We start from the raw sequence: 15,145 nt of genomic DNA on the forward strand, positions 1-15,145 counted from the left end.
GACGCCGCGAAGGCGTTACGCGAGGCTTTTATACCGTGATCGATTTGTTCCAACATGCCCTGCGGCTTCATGCCGACCCGTCGCGAGTCGTGGTGCGGCCGTTCCATCTCGCGTGGGGCGGGAATGGCGGCAACCGGACGGAGCGTATCGTCAGCGCGGTGATGGCGCTCGACTCTGCCGAGACGCGCGCGCAGCTCGAACTGGTGCTCAAGGATTTCGAGGCGCGCCACTGGCAGACGCGCCGCGTGTTCATGACGCGCTATGACGAGATCGAGGATATGCTCGGCATCGACGGCAGCGAGATTGGCGATGAGAAGCGCCAGTTGATCGGTGCCTATTTCTGCCACGAATATAGCTATGCTGCCGCCGCGTTGATGAACCCGAGCGCGGTGCCACATTTCGACCAGTCGGGCATGCCGGCCGGATCGCAGCGCATCCTGATGAGCCTGCGCGCGGTGGGGGAGGGGCACATCTCCTCGGTCGCCTTCCGCGAAGGTATCATCACCGACGACAATCAATTGAAGCTCGCGCCCGAGCCGCCCTTCGCCACCGCGACCGATGCGGTCGGGCTGGATGAGGAAACGCTGCCCGAGGGGCCGATCACGGTCTATCGCCACCGCGATTCGACGCTGTCGGGCACCGTCATCTTCCCGATTACCGCCGCGCAATCGAAGGGGCTCGAGGATTTGCGCCTCGTCCAGTTCCATCATGACAATGGCGATGTCGAATGGCTCGGCACCTACACCGCCTATAATGGCTCGACGATCCAGTCCGAATTGCTGCGCACGCGCGATTTCCGTGCGTTCGATCTGGTGCCGATGACGGGACCTGCCGCGCGCAACAAGGGCATGGCGTTGTTCCCGCGCAAGGTCGGCGGGCAATATATGATGATCGGGCGGCAGGACGGCGAGAATCTGTTCCTGCTCAAATCCGATACGCTGACGCATTGGGACGAGGGGCAGAAGCTGCTCGTGCCGGTGTTCCCGTGGGAACTGGTGCAGATCGGCAATTGCGGCCCGCCGATCGAGCTCGACGAAGGTTGGTTACTGCTGACCCACGGCGTCGGCGCGATGCGCAAATATGCGATCGGCGCGGTGCTGCTCGACAAACGCGATCCGTCCAAGGTCCTGGGGCGCACGCCTGAGCCGATCCTGGCGGCGGCGGACCAGGACCGCGAGGGCTATGTGCCCAACGTCGTCTACACCTGCGGCGCGATCCGGCACGGCGACACGCTGTTCGTGCCGTATGGCGTGGCGGACAGCTCGGTCGCGTTCGCGTTCATCAAGATCAGCACGCTGCTCGCGGCGATGTGAGCCGCTTTTCCCTCTCCCAATGGGAGAGGGAAGGGGCCCGCGCCAAAGGCGTGGGAAGGGTGAGGGCGAGGCGATACGGGAGCGATCACCCTCACCCTTCCGTCGCTTCGCTCCTCCCTCCCTCTCCCGTTGGGAGAGGGAAATTACCGCGAAACGGTGATGGTCCGACGGTACAGCACCGCCGCAATCCCCAGGAACAGCACGGTGCCGCCGATCAACGCCGCCGCCTCATGGCCTTTGCCGATCAGCGCGAGCGGCGCATCGCTGCCGCTGGCCCATACGATCAGCGCGAACAGCACGCCCCACAGGCTTTCGCCGACGATCAGGCCGGTTGCGGTCAGCGTGCCCATGCGCTCGGCCACTTCGGGGTTGGCGGTGGTGCGCGCCCAGCGGTCGTAGAACCAGCCGATCACCGAGCCCAGCACCGTCGGCAGGATCACCGACATCGGCAGATAGATGCCGAGCGCCACGCCGAGCGGGGGCAGGCGCAACAGCTTCAACCGCCCGAGCGCTTCGTCCAGCGCGATCAGCACGACGCCTGCCGCCACGCCATAGCCCAGCATCCGCCAATTGGCGTCACCCGACAGCACGCCCTTGGCCAGTGCCGAGATCAGCCCGGCTTGCGGCGCGGCGAGCGCATTCGGCCCGGCACCGGGCACGCCGACAAAGCCCATCCCGCTGTTGAGCACGTTCAGCACCGGCGGGATGATGAGCGAGCCGAACCCTACGCCGATCACCAAGGCGACCTGCTGCTTCCACGGCGTCGCGCCGACCAATTGGCCGGTCTTGAGGTCCTGCAGATTGTCGTTGGAAATGGTGGCGACCCCGAACACGATGCCGGTGACGATCAGCGCATAAGCGATCAGTGCGCGCGTGGTGTCGGCGCCCGGATGCTGGCCGAATAGGCCGACCAGCATCAGCGAAGATCCGATCACCGCGAGGATGCCGATGCCTGAGACGGGCGAATTGGACGCGCCGATCAGCCCCGCCATATAGCCGCACACCGCCGCGATCATCAGCCCGGCGACGAGCACGAACACCAGTGCGCCTGCGATCAGCAGCGCCGCCGAACCGACCAGCGCGCCGCCCGCGATCACGTCCCACAACAGCCAGGCGATTGGCAGCAGCGTGAGCAGCGCGACCCCTGCCACCCAGACGATCGGCAAATCCTGTTCTTCCAGCGCCAGCGTCTCGCCCTTGTCGCGCGCGGCGCTTGCCGCCAGCGCCGAGCGCACGCCGCCGATGACCGGGCCGGCGATCTTCACCAGCGTCCAGATCGCCGAAATGCCGATCAACCCCGCGCCGAAGAAGCGCACATCGCCCTTCCAGATCGTATTGACCCAGGCGGCCATGTCGCCGGGCATCGGATGCGCGGCAGTGAGCAGCGGCACCAGCACGAACCAGCCCATCACCAGCCCCAGCCCCATCGCCGCGCCGACCGAAATGCCGACGAGATGGCCGACGCCAAGCAAGACGAAGGACAGGCTGCCTGCTATGCCGGTTGCGCCCGCGCCGACGCGGAAGGTGGTGGCAGCGGTATCGGTGATGATCTTGGTCTGGGTGAAGATCGCGAACCCGGCCGACGCGATGCTGTTCCAGATCAGCACGAACAGCCCGGTGCGTGCCTCGGCGGCGCCCTCGCGCGAGCCTGCGCCGATTTGCAGTACTTCGGCGGCGGCGACGCCCTCTGGATAGGGCAGGTCGGTATCGACCACGAGCGCGCGGCGTAGCGGGACCGAAAACATCACGCCCAATATGCCGCCGGTCGCGGTGATCATCGCGGTCTGGACATACGGGAAGCCGTGCCACCAACCGATCATCACCAGCCCGGGCAGAACGAAGATGATCGCCGCCAGCGTGCCCGCAGCACTCGCCACCGTCTGCACAATGTTGTTTTCGAGGATCGTCGCGCCCTTGAACAGCCGCAGCACCGCCATCGAGATCACGGCGGCCGGGATCGAGGTGGCGAAGGTCAACCCGACTTTGAGCCCGAGATAGACGTTGGCGGCGGTGAACAGCAGCGTGATCAGGCCGCCAAGCAACACGCCCCGCAGGGTCAGTTCGGCGATCGGGGTGGGGTGGGGGGTGCGCATCCGGCTATCTGGCACAGCGCGGGGGCTCCGTAACAGGGGTTTTTGCAGCGGGACCATTCCAAGTCCGTGTCTTTATTGCGGCGCAGCAAAGGATACTATGGATAATCTAAGCATACTTACTATATGGGTGGCATGCAGGACTCGATTGGATTTTTGATCAGCGACGTCTCGCGCCTGATGCGGCGGCGGTTCGATGAACGTGCGCGACTGATCGGCGTGACGCGGACGCAATGGCGTGTGCTCAAGTTTCTTCAGCGCGGCGAAGGGATCAATCAGGGCGGTTTGGCCGATCTGCTCGAAGTGGAGCCGATTACGTTATGTCGGATGATTGACCGGCTCGAAGAGGCCGGTCTGGTCGAGCGCCGCCGCGATCCGGCCGATCGACGGGCGTGGCAGATTTTCCTGACCGAGCGCGCGCGTCCTCTGCTCGAGGAGCTTGCGCATTTGGCCGAAGCGATGCTCGGTAGTGCGCTGCAAGGTGTTTCTCCTGCCGAATATGACGCGGTGATGGCCACGCTCCGGCGGATCCACAGCAATCTTTCTTCTCCGGATAAAACCAGTGAGGTCGCAAATGGCTGACGCAGACCCCAAGATCGACCCCAAAGCGGCAACCGACACCGTCGTAATTTCGCCCCCGCCGGGCACGCTGACCGAAACGCCGGTGAAGCGTCGGACATGGCTGCGGCCCTTGCTGATGGTCAGCCTACCCTTGCTGATCATCGCGATCGCTGGCTATTTCTGGCTCACGGCCGGGCGCTTCGTCTCCACCGACAACGCCTATATTCAGCAGGACAAGGTGTCGGTCTCATCCGACGTTGGGGGACGCATCGTCCGTGTCGACGCGCGCGAGAACCAGCCGGTGAAAGCGGGCGATCTGCTGTTCCAGATCGATCCGGATCCGTATCGTATCGCGCTGGCGCAAGCCAATGCCGCGATTGCGACGGCACGGGTGCAAGTGAGCACGCTGGCGACCGACAGTGGCGGCGCGGCGGCGGATATTTCCAGCGCCAAGGCCGACATCGCGCTCGCCCAGGCGACCTATGACCGGCAAGCCGCGCTGATGAAGCAGGGCTTCACCACGCGCGCCAGCTTCGATGCGGCGGCGCAGCAAGTCGCGGCGGCGAAGGCGCGGCTGGCGACCGCCAATGCCAGTGCGGCCAAGGCGCGCACGCAAGTTGGCAGCGGCACCGATGGATCGGGCGTGCCGGCCGCAGTGCAGGCAGCAATGGTCCAGCGCGACAAGGCTGCGCTCGATCTGCGGCGTACCTCGGTCTACGCGCCGGTATCGGGTACGATCAGCCAGTCCGACCGGCTCCAGGTCGGGCAGATGATGATCGTCGGCTTGCCCGCCGTCAGTATCGTGTCGAACCATCCGGCGTGGGTCGAGGCCAATTTCAAGGAAACCGAGCTCAACAAGATGTGCGTCGGGCAACCCGCCGAGGTCGAGTTCGATGCCTATAATGGCCTGAAACTGAAGGGCCATGTTCAGTCGATCGGTGCCGGCACCGGCTCTGAATTCTCGGTGCTTCCGGCGCAGAATGCCACGGGCAATTGGGTCAAGGTGACGCAGCGCGTGCCGGTGCGCATCGCGATCGACCAGGCGAGCAAACGGCCGCTGATCGCTGGGCTCAGCGCCAACGTCACCGTGGATGTGCGCAGTGGCCACTGCTAATCCCGATGCGGGCGAGGCCGATCGGCTCGCCCGCATCCCCTCGACCGAGGAGGCGGTGCCGCTCGAGGAGCGCGCCGCGCTCCACACCAGCAATCGTCCACTGCTGACGATCGGCGTGATGGCGGCGACGATCATGCAGATCCTCGATTCGACCATCGCCAATGTGGCCCTGCCGCACATGCAGGCCTCGCTCAGCGCCACGTCCGACACGGTCACCTGGGTGCTGACCAGCTATATCGTCGCCTCGGCGGTCGCGATTCCGCTGACCGGCTGGCTCGCCGACCGGATCGGGTCGCGCAATCTTTTCCTCGGCGCGGTGGTCGGTTTCGTGATCGCTTCGATGCTGTGCGGTCTTGCCAGCAGCCTGCCCGAAATGGTGATCTTCCGCGTGCTGCAAGGTGTCGCGGCGGCGTTTATGAACCCGCTCAGCCAGACCGTGATGATGGATATCAACCCGCGTTCCAAACAGGCGGCGGCGATGTCGATCTGGGGCATGGGCATCATGGTCGGGCCGATTTTGGGGCCGGTGATCGGCGGTTGGCTGACCGACAATTACGACTGGCGCTGGTGCTTCTACGTCAACGTGCCGATCGGTATCGCTTGCTTCCTTATCCTGTGGGCGCTGTTGCCCTCGCGCGACATCACCAAGCGCGGGTTCGACATTTTCGGTTTCTCGATGCTGGCGGTGGCGATCAGCGCTTTCCAGTTGATGCTCGACCGGGGGCAGACGCAGGACTGGTTCAGCTCGTGGGAAGTGTGGACCGAGGGCATGGTCGCGCTGGCGAGCGCATGGATGTTCTTCGTCCAGTTGTTCACCGCCAGAAATCCGATGTTCGATCGGGCTCTGTTCCTCAATCGCAATCTGTTGACGGGCGTCGGCTTCATGCTGGTGCTCGGCGTACTGATGACAGCGACGCTCGCCTTGCTCCCCCCGATGCTGCAGCAGCTTTACGGCTATCCGGTGTTGACCGCAGGTATCCTGCTCATGCCACGCGGGATCGGCATTGTCGGTTCGATGTATATCGCCGGGCAGTTGATGAAGCGCCAGGTCGATCCGCGGATGATGGTCGGCACCGGACTGCTCATTGCTGCCTGGTCGCTTTATGACATGACGGGCTGGACGCTCGAAATGGGGCAGCAACCCTTCATCGTCACCGGCTTCGTGCAGGGGATTGGACTTGGGCTGGTGTTCATCCCGCTCAATATCACCGCCTTCGGGACGCTCGATCCCCGTTATCGTACCGAGGCGTCGAGCTTGATGAATCTGTCGCGCAACATTGGCGGTTCGGCGGGCATTTCGGTGGTGACTGCGTTGCTTGCCCGCAACATCCAGACCGCGCATTCCGAGATCGGTCAGCATATCCCCGATCCCGGCCTGGTGGCCAACGATCCGGTGGTGAGTTCGATCACGGGCGGAGCTACCGATACGGTGCTGGCGATGGCCGACGCGATCGTCAACAAGCAGGCAGCGATGGTCGCCTATCTCGACGACTTCAAGCTGATGATGATCCTGACGCTGGGCTCGATCCCCTTGGTGTTCCTGCTGCAACGCCCGGCGGCCCCCAAGGTCGGGGACGAACCTGTCCATGTGGCGATGGATTGAGCAGAGAATCCGTTGCGGGGGCGAGCCTTTTCGCGTCGTGATGCGTTGGCGGGGCGATGAAGACACTTTGGTTCATTACAAATCCCAAATCGGGCACGGCCACCCCGGCCAAAGCGGAGGCGCTGGCGACGGTGTTCGCCGATCGCGGACTGGTGCTGGCCGGGCGCACCGCCTTTCCCGATGACGCCTTGCCGACACCGGAGGCGCTGGACTCGGCGGGCGTCGATACCGCGGTACTGTTCGCTGGCGACGGCACCATCAACGCCGCCGTGTGCGCGCTGGCCGAGTGGCACGGCACCATCCTGATTCTGCCGGGCGGCACCATGAACATGCTGGCGAAGCATCTTCACGGCTCCACCGATTCGGCAGCGATTGTCGCGGCCGCGGTCGAGCACGGGCGCAGGACGAGCCTGCCCTATGTCGACGTCGCCGGGCACCGCGCCTTCGTCGGCTTGATCCTGGGCCCGGCGGCCACCTGGGTACGGGCGCGCGAGATGGTGCGCGCCGGGCGGCTGCGTGGGCTCGGCCGGGCGATGAAGCACGCGTGGCAGCGAACCTTTGGTCGGGGCATCCGGCTGGAAGGCGTGCCCGCTTTAAAGCATGGCGCGCAAGCTGTGTTCGTCCGGCCGGAAGCCGATCATCTCGACATCGCCGCCATCGATGCGCGCGATTTCCGGGCGATTGCGCGGCTGGGGTGGGAATGGGTGACGGGCGATTGGGTTGCCGCCGCCGAGGTCACGCAATGCCATGTCGGGCAGTTTCGCACGCGCGGCGACAAGCCCGCGCTGGCGCTGGTTGACGGCGAGCCGATCATGCTCGAAGCCGGTAGTATGGTGCGGGTGGGCATGATGCGTGAAATCTTCCTTACGACCAGGGCGGCCGCGTGACGCGGTTGTTTCACGTCAGCGATGTCCATTTCGGGCGCGAGGATGCAGCCGCAGTCGCGTGGTTCGATGCGCTGGTAAAGGCCGAAAAGCCCGATGCCGTGGTGATGACCGGCGACCTGACCATGCGCGCGCGACGGCGTGAGTTCGCGGCGGGGCTCGCCTGGTTGCAAGGGCTTGGCGTGCCGGTAACGGTCGAAGTCGGCAATCATGATTTGCCCTATTTCAATCCGATCGACCGCTTCTTCCGACCCTATCGGCGAATGACGGCGGTGGAGCGCATGGTCGAGCAACCGCTCGATCTGCCGGGCATCGCGATTATCCCGTTGGTAACGACGGCGCGGGCGCAGTGGCGGCTCAACTGGTCCAAGGGCAAGGTCAGTCGCGCGGCGCTGGAGCGGGCGCTATCGCTGATCGCGGCGGTGCCGGAGGGGCGTTTGATCTTTATCGCGTGCCATCACCCTTTGGCAGAGCCCGAAACGCGGATGTCGGCGCGCACGCATAATGGCGCGCAGGCGCTGGTTGCGCTGGCGCGGGCGGGTGCCGATGCGGTATTGACCGGCCATGTCCACGACCCGTTCGATATCGCGCATGAGATTGAAGGACGGACCGTTCGGATGATCGGGGCGGGCACCCTGTCCGAGCGCGTCCGCATCACGCCCCCCTCGTTCAACGAGATCCGCATCGGCGATGGAGGGTTTGACGTCGTGCAACGCACGATGGACCTGGCCCCGGCAACCCCTTTGCTACGCGAACGCGCGGAATAGGCCTGCCAGGAGCAAAAGGGCGGCTTCGTGGAACGAAAAAGGGCGGCCCGTTGCCGGACCGCCCCTTCGCGACTGGGTATGAAAAGGACTTAGCGCTTCGAGAACTGGAAGCTGCGGCGTGCCTTGGCGCGGCCGTACTTCTTGCGCTCGACCGTGCGGCTGTCGCGGGTCAGGAAGCCTGCTGCCTTGACGGGGGCGCGCAGGATCGGCTCGAACTTGGTCAGCGCCTGGCTGATGCCATGCTTGACCGCGCCGGCCTGGCCCGAAAGGCCGCCGCCCTTGACGGTGCAGACGACGTCATAGGCACCTTCGCGCTCGGTCACGCCGAACGGCTGGTTGATGACGAGGCGCAGCGTCGGACGGGCGAAATACACGTCCTGGTCACGACCGTTGATGGTGATCTTGCCCGAACCGGGCTTGATCCACACGCGGGCGACGGCGTCCTTGCGGCGGCCGGTTGCATAAGCGCGGCCCTGCTTGTCGAGGATCTGCTCGCGCAGCGGCATCGTCGGAGCAGCGGGCTCGGCAATGTGGCCGGCCATATACTCTTCGGCCTTGCGGTCCGAGGCAGCCGATTCCGCCGGAATGGCGGGGGCAGGGGTGTTGGTCAGGCCGGCGAGATCGGCGAGGGACTGGCGGTTGTCGGACATTAGTTGCCCACCTTGTTCTTGCGGTTCATGCTGCCGATGTCGAGGACTTCGGGGTTCTGGGCCTCATGCGGGTGCTCGGTGCCGGCGAAGACGCGCAGGTTGCGCAGCTGCTGACGGCCAAGCGGGCCGCGCGGGATCATCCGCTCGATCGCCTTTTCAATCACGCGCTCGGGGAAACGACCTTCGAGCACCTTGCCCGCGGTGATGCCCTTGATGCCGCCGGCATAACCGGTGTGCTTGTAATAGACCTTGTCCTTCAGCTTGTTGCCGGTGAACTTGACCTTGTCCGCGTTGATGATGATGACATTGTCACCGCAATCGACGTGCGGGGTGAAGCTCGGCTTGTGCTTGCCGCGCAGGATATTGGCGACGATCGAGGCCATGCGGCCGACGACCAGACCATCGGCATCGATGATCAGCCACTTTTTTTCCACCTCATGCGGCAACGCCGGCTTGGTGGTCTTCATCAGCGCCTTCATGGGGCTTGTGACCTTTATGTATGAACGGGTGTAAAACGACAGGTGCCGCCCCGAAGGACGGCACCGATGCACGGCCTATTGCGGCGAATAGGGGTGAAAGTCAAGCAAAGTGCGGCTTTGCTGACGGGTATCGGAATACCGCTTCAATCTCATGCTGGCGGGGTGACGGTTATGACGGTGGCGGTGCGCGTGCGGTGAAGGCTGCGACCGTCCGACGCGATCACGTCGCTGGCTTCGGTGCTTTCGACGAGCAGGCCTGAGGTGGAGTCGAACCTCCGCGTCGAGTGGGTCGTGACCGATGGCGCGGCCACCGGCCCCGCCGCAAATTTTCCTGGGCTATCGGCGAGCGACGATGCGTCGACGTTGCCGGTCGCCTCGGTTTCGATGGTGACTTGACCATTTGCGGCATGCCGCACGGTTTCGGTGCCGGACAGGGCCATCCCCGGTGCCAGGGGTGGGCGACTGGGCAGCGTCACCGCGACTTTGCCTGGCAGGCGGTCGGTCAAGTGCCCGGCGAGCAGCGGCGACACGATCGACGTCAGCATTGCGACCTTCCGCTCGGGCGGCATGGCGCGCAGCGGTGCGGCGAGCGCGGTCGACATGCCGGGACGGCGGGTGCCGATCGCCATCCGCTCGATTGCCATAGCGATCTGCGCGATGGCGGCGTCGGCATCCTCGACACCCTCGATCGATCCATCGGGGCCGAGCGCGAAGCGCAGTGGGCGGTTGAGCAGACTTTCCGTTGCGGTCGCAAACATTTGAGCAACGCCTGCGGCATTTTGGTGATCGACCATCACCAGCGTGACGATCGCGGTGAATCCGCGGTCGGTCTGGTGAAACACGACCGTTCGCTTTGACTGAAACCGCCGCTCAACGCCGTCTGCGGAGCGCGTTTCGATCGAGTCGTAGCGGTAGGGGCGATCCTGGATGGGATGGAACGTTGCCTGTGCCGCACTTGCAATGAGCGCAACCGGGAGCAATCCCAGCCAGCGGGTCACGCGAAACGACGGCCCACGGCATGGGCGGCGGCCGTCGCCGCGATCAAGGTGAGTGCAGCATTGGCCTGGTGTGCGACCGCGACGACGATCTCGACGCCGCTTAGCAACGTGGCAATTCCAAGCACGATCTGACATGCGACCAAGCCGATCAATATCGCGGCGGTGCGGGGTGCCCCCGCCCGCATCGTCCCAAGCGCGAGCGTGACGAGTCCTGCCGCCGCCACGAAGGCGAACCAGCGGTGGATAAACTGCACCACCACCGGATTGTCCACGGCATTGCGCCATAACGGATCGGTCAGCGGCGTGGCGGCGGGGAAGATTTCATCGCCCATCAAGGGCCAACTGGAAAAGGCATAGCCCGCGTCGAGCCCGGCGGTGAACGCCCCGAACAGGATTTGCCCGAACAGCAGGCCAAGAGCGAGGACCGCGACGGGCCGCAAACGCGCCGGTCGTGCGCGGCCATTGAGCGCCAAAGCGCGCAGATCGAGCGCGGTCCATACCGTTCCGGCGAGCAAGGTGAGCGCGGTGACGAGATGGACCGCCAGGCGGACATGGCTGACGTCGGTGCGCTTGACGAGGCCGGACGACACCATCCACCAGCCGATCGCCCCCTGGAAACAGACCAGCGCCACCAGCGCGAACAAGCGCGGCACATAACCGCGCGGCACGCGGCCGCGGATCCAGAACCACAGGAGCGGCAGCAAATAGGCGGCTCCGACCACGCGCCCGAGCAAGCGATGCAGATATTCCCAGAAGAAGATCGCCTGGAAACCCGCCATCGACATGCCGCGATTGAGCTGCTGATATTCCGGGATTTTCTTGTAGTTATCGAATTCCGCCTGCCACTGCACGGCATTGAGCGGCGGAATCACCCCGCTGATCGGCTTCCACTGGGTAATCGAAAGGCCGGATTCGGTGAGGCGGGTAATGCCCCCGATCACCACCATCGCGACAACGAGCGCGGCAACGCCAAACAACCAGTTGGACAAGGTGCGCGGGCGGAGCTGTTGCGGGAGCGAGGACGCTTGAAGCATGGGTCTGCCTTACGCGTCCGTCATCCGCGCGTCGATTGCGGAATAGCGCTCCGTCAAAAAATCCCCGACAAAAATCCTTGCGATGATATGTTGTAACTTTGGGCGTGGCGTGCCACATGGCACAGCAGAATGACGACTCTGACCCTATCTCCCACCGTACGGTGGATCGAACAGCGTTTCGACAATATGGCGATCGGCCTGTCCGGGCTGTGCGTGGTGCATTGCATCGCGAGTTCGGTGTTTATCGCGCTGGCTTCGACGGCGGGCGGGTTGCTGCTCAACCCGTTGTTTCATGAGGTTGGCCTGACGATTGCGATTGGTTTCGGCGTGCTGGCGCTGGGCCGCGGCATCTTCACGCACGGTTATATGATCCCGGCGGTGGTCGGTTCGGCCGGGCTCGGCACGATGGCGGGGGCAATTTCGCTGCCGCATGACGGATCGGGCATGGAGACGGTGTGGACGCTGATCGGCGTCGCCATTCTCGCGCTCGGCCATGATCTGAACCGGCGCGCGGCCAACTGACCGCTTGAGTCGCGCCGTTGCGGCTTGGGTCGACAACGCTTATCTGACCCGCATGGCAACGCATCACCATACCGAACCGCAGGGCGCGGATCTTGCCGTCGCGGCGCAGGCGACGCTCGAGCGCTCGGGCGAGCAATGGACCGCGATGCGCGCCAACATCTTTCGGGCGCTGGCCGGATTCGACAAGCCGGCCTCTGCCTATGACATTGCCGAGGCCGTTTCCAAGGCCGAAGGGCGGCGGATCGCGGCCAATAGCGTGTACCGCATCCTGGATTTATTCGTCGGCAAGAACCTGGCGCGGCGGGTGGAAAGCTCCAACGCTTATATCGCCAATGCCCATCCCGGCTGCCTGCACGACTGCATCTTCCTGGTATGCGACACCTGCGGGCAGACGGTGCATCTGGACGATGACCGGATCACCAATGGCGTGCGCTCGGCGGCCGAGGCTGCCGGGTTTTCGCCGGTTCGCCCGGTGATCGAAGTGCGCGGAAAATGCGCGGATTGCGACTAGGCGCGTTCCGGCGGGTTTGGGCAAAACGGCGTGTGTCCGATATCGTCAGACCAGATCCTTGCCCATCCTAAGCCCCGGCACGGGGGGATCGGTATCCGCCATTGTGGGCACGCGCTCGATCTGGTGATAGCCGCACGCCCGGTACAGCGGTTCCCCGCCCAGCGTCGCCATCATTTCCAGACGGCGAAACCCCGCGGCACGGGCGGCTTCCTCGCATAGCGTCAGCACCATCCGGCCAATGCCGCGGCGGATGAAATCGGGGTCGGTATACATGGCGCGAATCCGCGCCGGCTCGGTCGCCGGGTCGAGCAAGCGGGCATCGCGGCGGATCGCGCTGGCATCGCCGCCATAGAGCGTCGCACGATAACTCCAGCCGCCGCACCCCGCGATCGTGTCGCCTTCGGTGACGACGAAATAGGTGCGGTCTGCGATCAACTGCGTGTCCAACCCCATGCTGACCCGGCTTGCCGCGACTTGCGCCGGGGTCAGAAATGCCGACTGCAGCGCGTCGATCGCACGATCCATGACCGTACGGATTGCCGGGATGTCGGCCTCGGTGGCAAGGCGATGGGTCAATTGCGGCATGGTTAGACTGTGATGCGCAGATGCACCGCTCGTCAAGAATTTGCCGAGCGCGATCCAGGCAATCGACAGGCACGGGCCACGGCGCTAAGTTGGGGGGATGGTTGACGCTCTCCAAACGCCGTTGCTCGATACGGTTCATTATCCTGCCGATCTCCGGGCGCTTGCGCCCACCCAGCTCCGCCAGCTCGCCGACGAGCTCCGGCAGGAGACGATTGCGGCGGTCGGCGTCACCGGGGGGCACCTCGGTTCCGGGCTCGGCGTGGTCGAGCTGACGGTTGCGATCCACTATGTGTTCGACACGCCCAACGACCGACTCGTGTGGGATGTCGGCCACCAATGCTACCCGCACAAGATCCTGACCGGGCGGCGCGACCGCATCCGCACGCTGCGCATGGGCGGTGGCCTCAGCGGCTTCACCAAGCGCAGCGAGAGCGAATACGATCCGTTTGGCGCGGCGCACAGCTCGACCTCGATCTCGGCCTCGCTCGGCTTTGCGGTCGCCAACAAGATTGCGGGCAAGCCCGGCAAGGGCATTGCGGTCATCGGCGACGGCGCGATGTCGGCGGGCATGGCCTATGAGGCGATGAACAATGCCGCCCAGGCGGGCAACCGGCTGGTCGTCATCCTCAACGACAATGACATGTCAATCGCGCCGCCGGTCGGCGGGCTGTCGGCCTATCTCAGCCGGATCGTGTCGAGCCGCGAGTTTCTGGGCCTGCGCGATCTGGCGCGCAAAGTCGCCAAGCGGCTGCCCAAGCCGATCGCCACCGGCATGCGCAAGACCGAGGAGTTCGCGCGCGGCATGGCGATGGGCGGCACGCTGTTCGAGGAACTGGGCTTTTATTATGTCGGCCCGATCGACGGCCACAATCTCGACCAGCTCATCCCCGTGCTCGAAAATGTCCGCGATGCCGAGGAAGGGCCGATCCTCGTCCATGTCGTGACCAAGAAGGGCAAGGGCTATGCGCCTGCCGAAGCCGCAGCCGACAAATATCACGGCGTCCAGAAGTTCGACGTCATCACCGGCGCGCAGGCCAAGGCCCCGCCGGGACCGCCGCAATATCAGAATGTGTTCGGCGCGCAGCTGAGCAAGGAAGCCGAGAGCGATCCGCTGATCTGCGCGATCACGGCGGCGATGCCCTCGGGCACCGGGCTCGACGGTTTCTCCAAGGCGCATCCGGAACGCTTCTTCGACGTCGGCATTGCCGAGCAGCACGCCGTCACCTTCGCCGCCGGCCTCGCCGCGCAGGGAATGCGGCCGTTCTGCGCGATCTATTCGACCTTCCTGCAGCGCGCCTATGACCAGGTCGTCCACGACGTCTGCATCCAGAACCTGCCGGTGCGCTTCGCGATCGATCGCGCCGGGCTGGTCGGGGCCGATGGCGCGACGCATGCCGGGTCGTTCGACGTGACCTATATGGCGTCGCTGCCCAATATGGTGGTGATGGCCCCGGCCGACGAAGCCGAACTGGTGCACATGACGCACACTGCCGTGCTGCACGACAGCGGGCCGATCGCGTTGCGCTATCCGCGCGGCAACGGCACTGGCGTGGCGCTGCCCGAGGTGGCCGAGCGGCTCGAGATCGGCAAGGGCCGCATCGTCCGCCAGGGGCATAAGGTGGCGATCCTGTCGCTCGGCACGCGGCTGGGCGAGGCATTGCGCGCGGCCGAGGCGCTGGAGGCGCGGGGCCTGTCGACCACCGTCGCCGATTTGCGCTTCGCCAAGCCGCTCGACGAGGACTTGATCCGCAAGCTGCTGACCACGCATGAAGTGGCGGTGACGATCGAGGAAGCCTCGGTCGGCGGGCTCGGCGCGCATGTGCTGACGTTCGCAAGCGACTCCGGCCTGATCGACGCGGGCCTCAAGCTGCGCACCATGCGCTTGCCCGACCTGTTCCAGGATCAGGACAAGCCCGAGGTGCAATATGCCCAGGCAGGGCTCGACGCCGATGCGATCGTCGATACGGTGCTGAAGGCGCTGCGTCACAATTCGAACGCAGTAGTGGAGGGCGCGCGGGCCTGAGGGGGAAGGGG

The 15,145-nt window shown here is 64.9% G+C and carries 15 protein-coding genes; 9 read left to right on the forward strand and 6 right to left on the reverse strand.

Annotated elements, in window-relative coordinates:
• Nucleotides 1-35 precede the first annotated feature (35 nt).
• Nucleotides 36-1,313, forward strand: coding sequence for a glycoside hydrolase family 130 protein (locus ACP7BY_RS11370; protein WP_137903009.1), 1,278 nt, complete (start codon nt 36-38; stop codon nt 1,311-1,313).
• 143 nt (nt 1,314-1,456) lie between these two features.
• Here ACP7BY_RS11370 and ACP7BY_RS11375 read toward each other — a convergent pair whose 3' ends face one another.
• Complete coding sequence (locus ACP7BY_RS11375) at nt 1,457-3,406, reverse strand: OPT family oligopeptide transporter (RefSeq protein ID WP_137903008.1); 1,950 nt, start codon at nt 3,404-3,406, stop codon at nt 1,457-1,459.
• A gap of 132 nt (nt 3,407-3,538) precedes the next feature.
• On the opposite strand from ACP7BY_RS11375, the gene ACP7BY_RS11380 reads away from it, so the two are divergent.
• Genes ACP7BY_RS11380 through ACP7BY_RS11400 form a run of 5 tightly spaced genes read left to right on the forward strand, consistent with a single transcriptional unit; the run spans nt 3,539 to nt 8,332 of the window.
• On the forward strand, nt 3,539-3,985 hold the full coding sequence (locus ACP7BY_RS11380) for a MarR family winged helix-turn-helix transcriptional regulator (protein WP_033963761.1): 447 nt from the start codon (nt 3,539-3,541) through the stop codon (nt 3,983-3,985).
• The gene (locus ACP7BY_RS11385; protein ID WP_033963702.1) at nt 3,978-5,078 is read left to right on the forward strand and encodes an HlyD family secretion protein; all 1,101 of its coding nucleotides are present in this window, start codon (nt 3,978-3,980) and stop codon (nt 5,076-5,078) included. The genes ACP7BY_RS11380 and ACP7BY_RS11385 overlap by 8 nt, the downstream gene beginning before the upstream one ends.
• Entirely contained in the window at nt 5,056-6,681 is a 1,626-nt protein-coding gene (locus ACP7BY_RS11390) for a DHA2 family efflux MFS transporter permease subunit (RefSeq protein ID WP_231564918.1), read from the forward strand. The genes ACP7BY_RS11385 and ACP7BY_RS11390 overlap by 23 nt, the downstream gene beginning before the upstream one ends.
• Before the next feature lie 56 nt (nt 6,682-6,737).
• Nucleotides 6,738-7,568, forward strand: a complete 831-nt coding sequence (locus ACP7BY_RS11395; protein WP_033963704.1) for a diacylglycerol/lipid kinase family protein — start codon at nt 6,738-6,740, stop codon at nt 7,566-7,568.
• Nucleotides 7,565-8,332 carry a metallophosphoesterase family protein gene (locus ACP7BY_RS11400; protein ID WP_137903007.1) on the forward strand — a complete coding sequence of 256 codons (768 nt, stop codon included), beginning with the start codon at nt 7,565-7,567 and terminating at the stop codon, nt 8,330-8,332. Before ACP7BY_RS11395 ends, ACP7BY_RS11400 begins: the two co-directional genes overlap by 4 nt.
• An 89-nt stretch (nt 8,333-8,421) precedes the next feature.
• Here ACP7BY_RS11400 and rpsI read toward each other — a convergent pair whose 3' ends face one another.
• From rpsI to ACP7BY_RS11420, 4 genes are all read right to left on the reverse strand, one after another.
• Complete coding sequence (rpsI, locus tag ACP7BY_RS11405; RefSeq protein ID WP_052192115.1) at nt 8,422-8,982, reverse strand: 30S ribosomal protein S9; 561 nt, start codon at nt 8,980-8,982, stop codon at nt 8,422-8,424.
• Complete coding sequence (rplM, locus tag ACP7BY_RS11410) at nt 8,982-9,461, reverse strand: 50S ribosomal protein L13 (RefSeq protein ID WP_052192118.1); 480 nt, start codon at nt 9,459-9,461, stop codon at nt 8,982-8,984. Before rplM ends, rpsI begins: the two co-directional genes overlap by 1 nt.
• A 149-nt stretch (nt 9,462-9,610) precedes the next feature.
• Nucleotides 9,611-10,459, reverse strand: a complete 849-nt coding sequence (locus tag ACP7BY_RS11415) for a hypothetical protein (protein WP_033963705.1) — start codon at nt 10,457-10,459, stop codon at nt 9,611-9,613.
• On the reverse strand, nt 10,456-11,493 hold the full coding sequence (locus ACP7BY_RS11420; RefSeq protein WP_171010559.1) for a COX15/CtaA family protein: 1,038 nt from the start codon (nt 11,491-11,493) through the stop codon (nt 10,456-10,458). Before ACP7BY_RS11420 ends, ACP7BY_RS11415 begins: the two co-directional genes overlap by 4 nt.
• Nucleotides 11,494-11,622: 129 nt before the next feature.
• Here ACP7BY_RS11420 and ACP7BY_RS11425 point away from each other — a divergent pair, with 129 nt between their 5' ends.
• Together ACP7BY_RS11425 and ACP7BY_RS11430 are read left to right on the forward strand one after the other, a co-directional pair.
• Complete coding sequence (locus ACP7BY_RS11425) at nt 11,623-12,015, forward strand: MerC domain-containing protein (protein WP_052192120.1); 393 nt, start codon at nt 11,623-11,625, stop codon at nt 12,013-12,015.
• Nucleotides 12,016-12,067: 52 nt separating this feature from the next.
• Nucleotides 12,068-12,526 carry a Fur family transcriptional regulator gene (locus tag ACP7BY_RS11430; RefSeq protein ID WP_033963766.1) on the forward strand — a complete coding sequence of 153 codons (459 nt, stop codon included), beginning with the start codon at nt 12,068-12,070 and terminating at the stop codon, nt 12,524-12,526.
• A 45-nt stretch (nt 12,527-12,571) separates the two neighbouring features.
• Here the strand turns inward: ACP7BY_RS11430 and ACP7BY_RS11435 are convergent, their stop codons facing one another.
• Nucleotides 12,572-13,111 (reverse strand): GNAT family N-acetyltransferase, encoded by a 540-nt coding sequence (locus ACP7BY_RS11435; protein ID WP_033963708.1) that lies wholly within the window; start codon nt 13,109-13,111, stop codon nt 12,572-12,574.
• 97 nt (nt 13,112-13,208) lie between these two features.
• On the opposite strand from ACP7BY_RS11435, the gene dxs reads away from it, so the two are divergent.
• Nucleotides 13,209-15,134: a 1-deoxy-D-xylulose-5-phosphate synthase gene (gene dxs / locus ACP7BY_RS11440; RefSeq protein ID WP_033963710.1), complete on the forward strand. Its 1,926-nt coding sequence runs from the start codon at nt 13,209-13,211 to the stop codon at nt 15,132-15,134.
• The last annotated feature ends 11 nt before the right edge of the window (nt 15,135-15,145 follow it).

Source organism: Sphingomonas sp. PSPC2-2, from assembly GCF_049897725.1.
Classification (GTDB): Bacteria; Pseudomonadota; Alphaproteobacteria; order Sphingomonadales; family Sphingomonadaceae; genus Sphingomonas.

Excerpts from the sequence above, each read along its gene's own strand:
- ACP7BY_RS11375 (WP_137903008.1), bottom strand. The coding sequence starts at position 3,406 with ATGCGCACCCCCCACCCCACCCCGATCGCCGAACTGACCCTGCGGGGC.
- ACP7BY_RS11380 (WP_033963761.1), top strand. The coding sequence starts at position 3,539 with ATGCAGGACTCGATTGGATTTTTGATCAGCGACGTCTCGCGCCTGATG.
- ACP7BY_RS11385 (WP_033963702.1), top strand. The coding sequence starts at position 3,978 with ATGGCTGACGCAGACCCCAAGATCGACCCCAAAGCGGCAACCGACACC.
- ACP7BY_RS11390 (WP_231564918.1), top strand. The coding sequence starts at position 5,056 with ATGTGCGCAGTGGCCACTGCTAATCCCGATGCGGGCGAGGCCGATCGG.
- ACP7BY_RS11395 (WP_033963704.1), top strand. The coding sequence starts at position 6,738 with ATGAAGACACTTTGGTTCATTACAAATCCCAAATCGGGCACGGCCACC.
- rpsI (WP_052192115.1), bottom strand. The coding sequence starts at position 8,982 with ATGTCCGACAACCGCCAGTCCCTCGCCGATCTCGCCGGCCTGACCAAC.
- rplM (WP_052192118.1), bottom strand. The coding sequence starts at position 9,461 with ATGAAGGCGCTGATGAAGACCACCAAGCCGGCGTTGCCGCATGAGGTG.
- ACP7BY_RS11420 (WP_171010559.1), bottom strand. The coding sequence starts at position 11,493 with ATGCTTCAAGCGTCCTCGCTCCCGCAACAGCTCCGCCCGCGCACCTTG.
- ACP7BY_RS11425 (WP_052192120.1), top strand. The coding sequence starts at position 11,623 with ATGACGACTCTGACCCTATCTCCCACCGTACGGTGGATCGAACAGCGT.
- ACP7BY_RS11430 (WP_033963766.1), top strand. The coding sequence starts at position 12,068 with ATGGCAACGCATCACCATACCGAACCGCAGGGCGCGGATCTTGCCGTC.
- ACP7BY_RS11435 (WP_033963708.1), bottom strand. The coding sequence starts at position 13,111 with ATGCCGCAATTGACCCATCGCCTTGCCACCGAGGCCGACATCCCGGCA.
- dxs (WP_033963710.1), top strand. The coding sequence starts at position 13,209 with ATGGTTGACGCTCTCCAAACGCCGTTGCTCGATACGGTTCATTATCCT.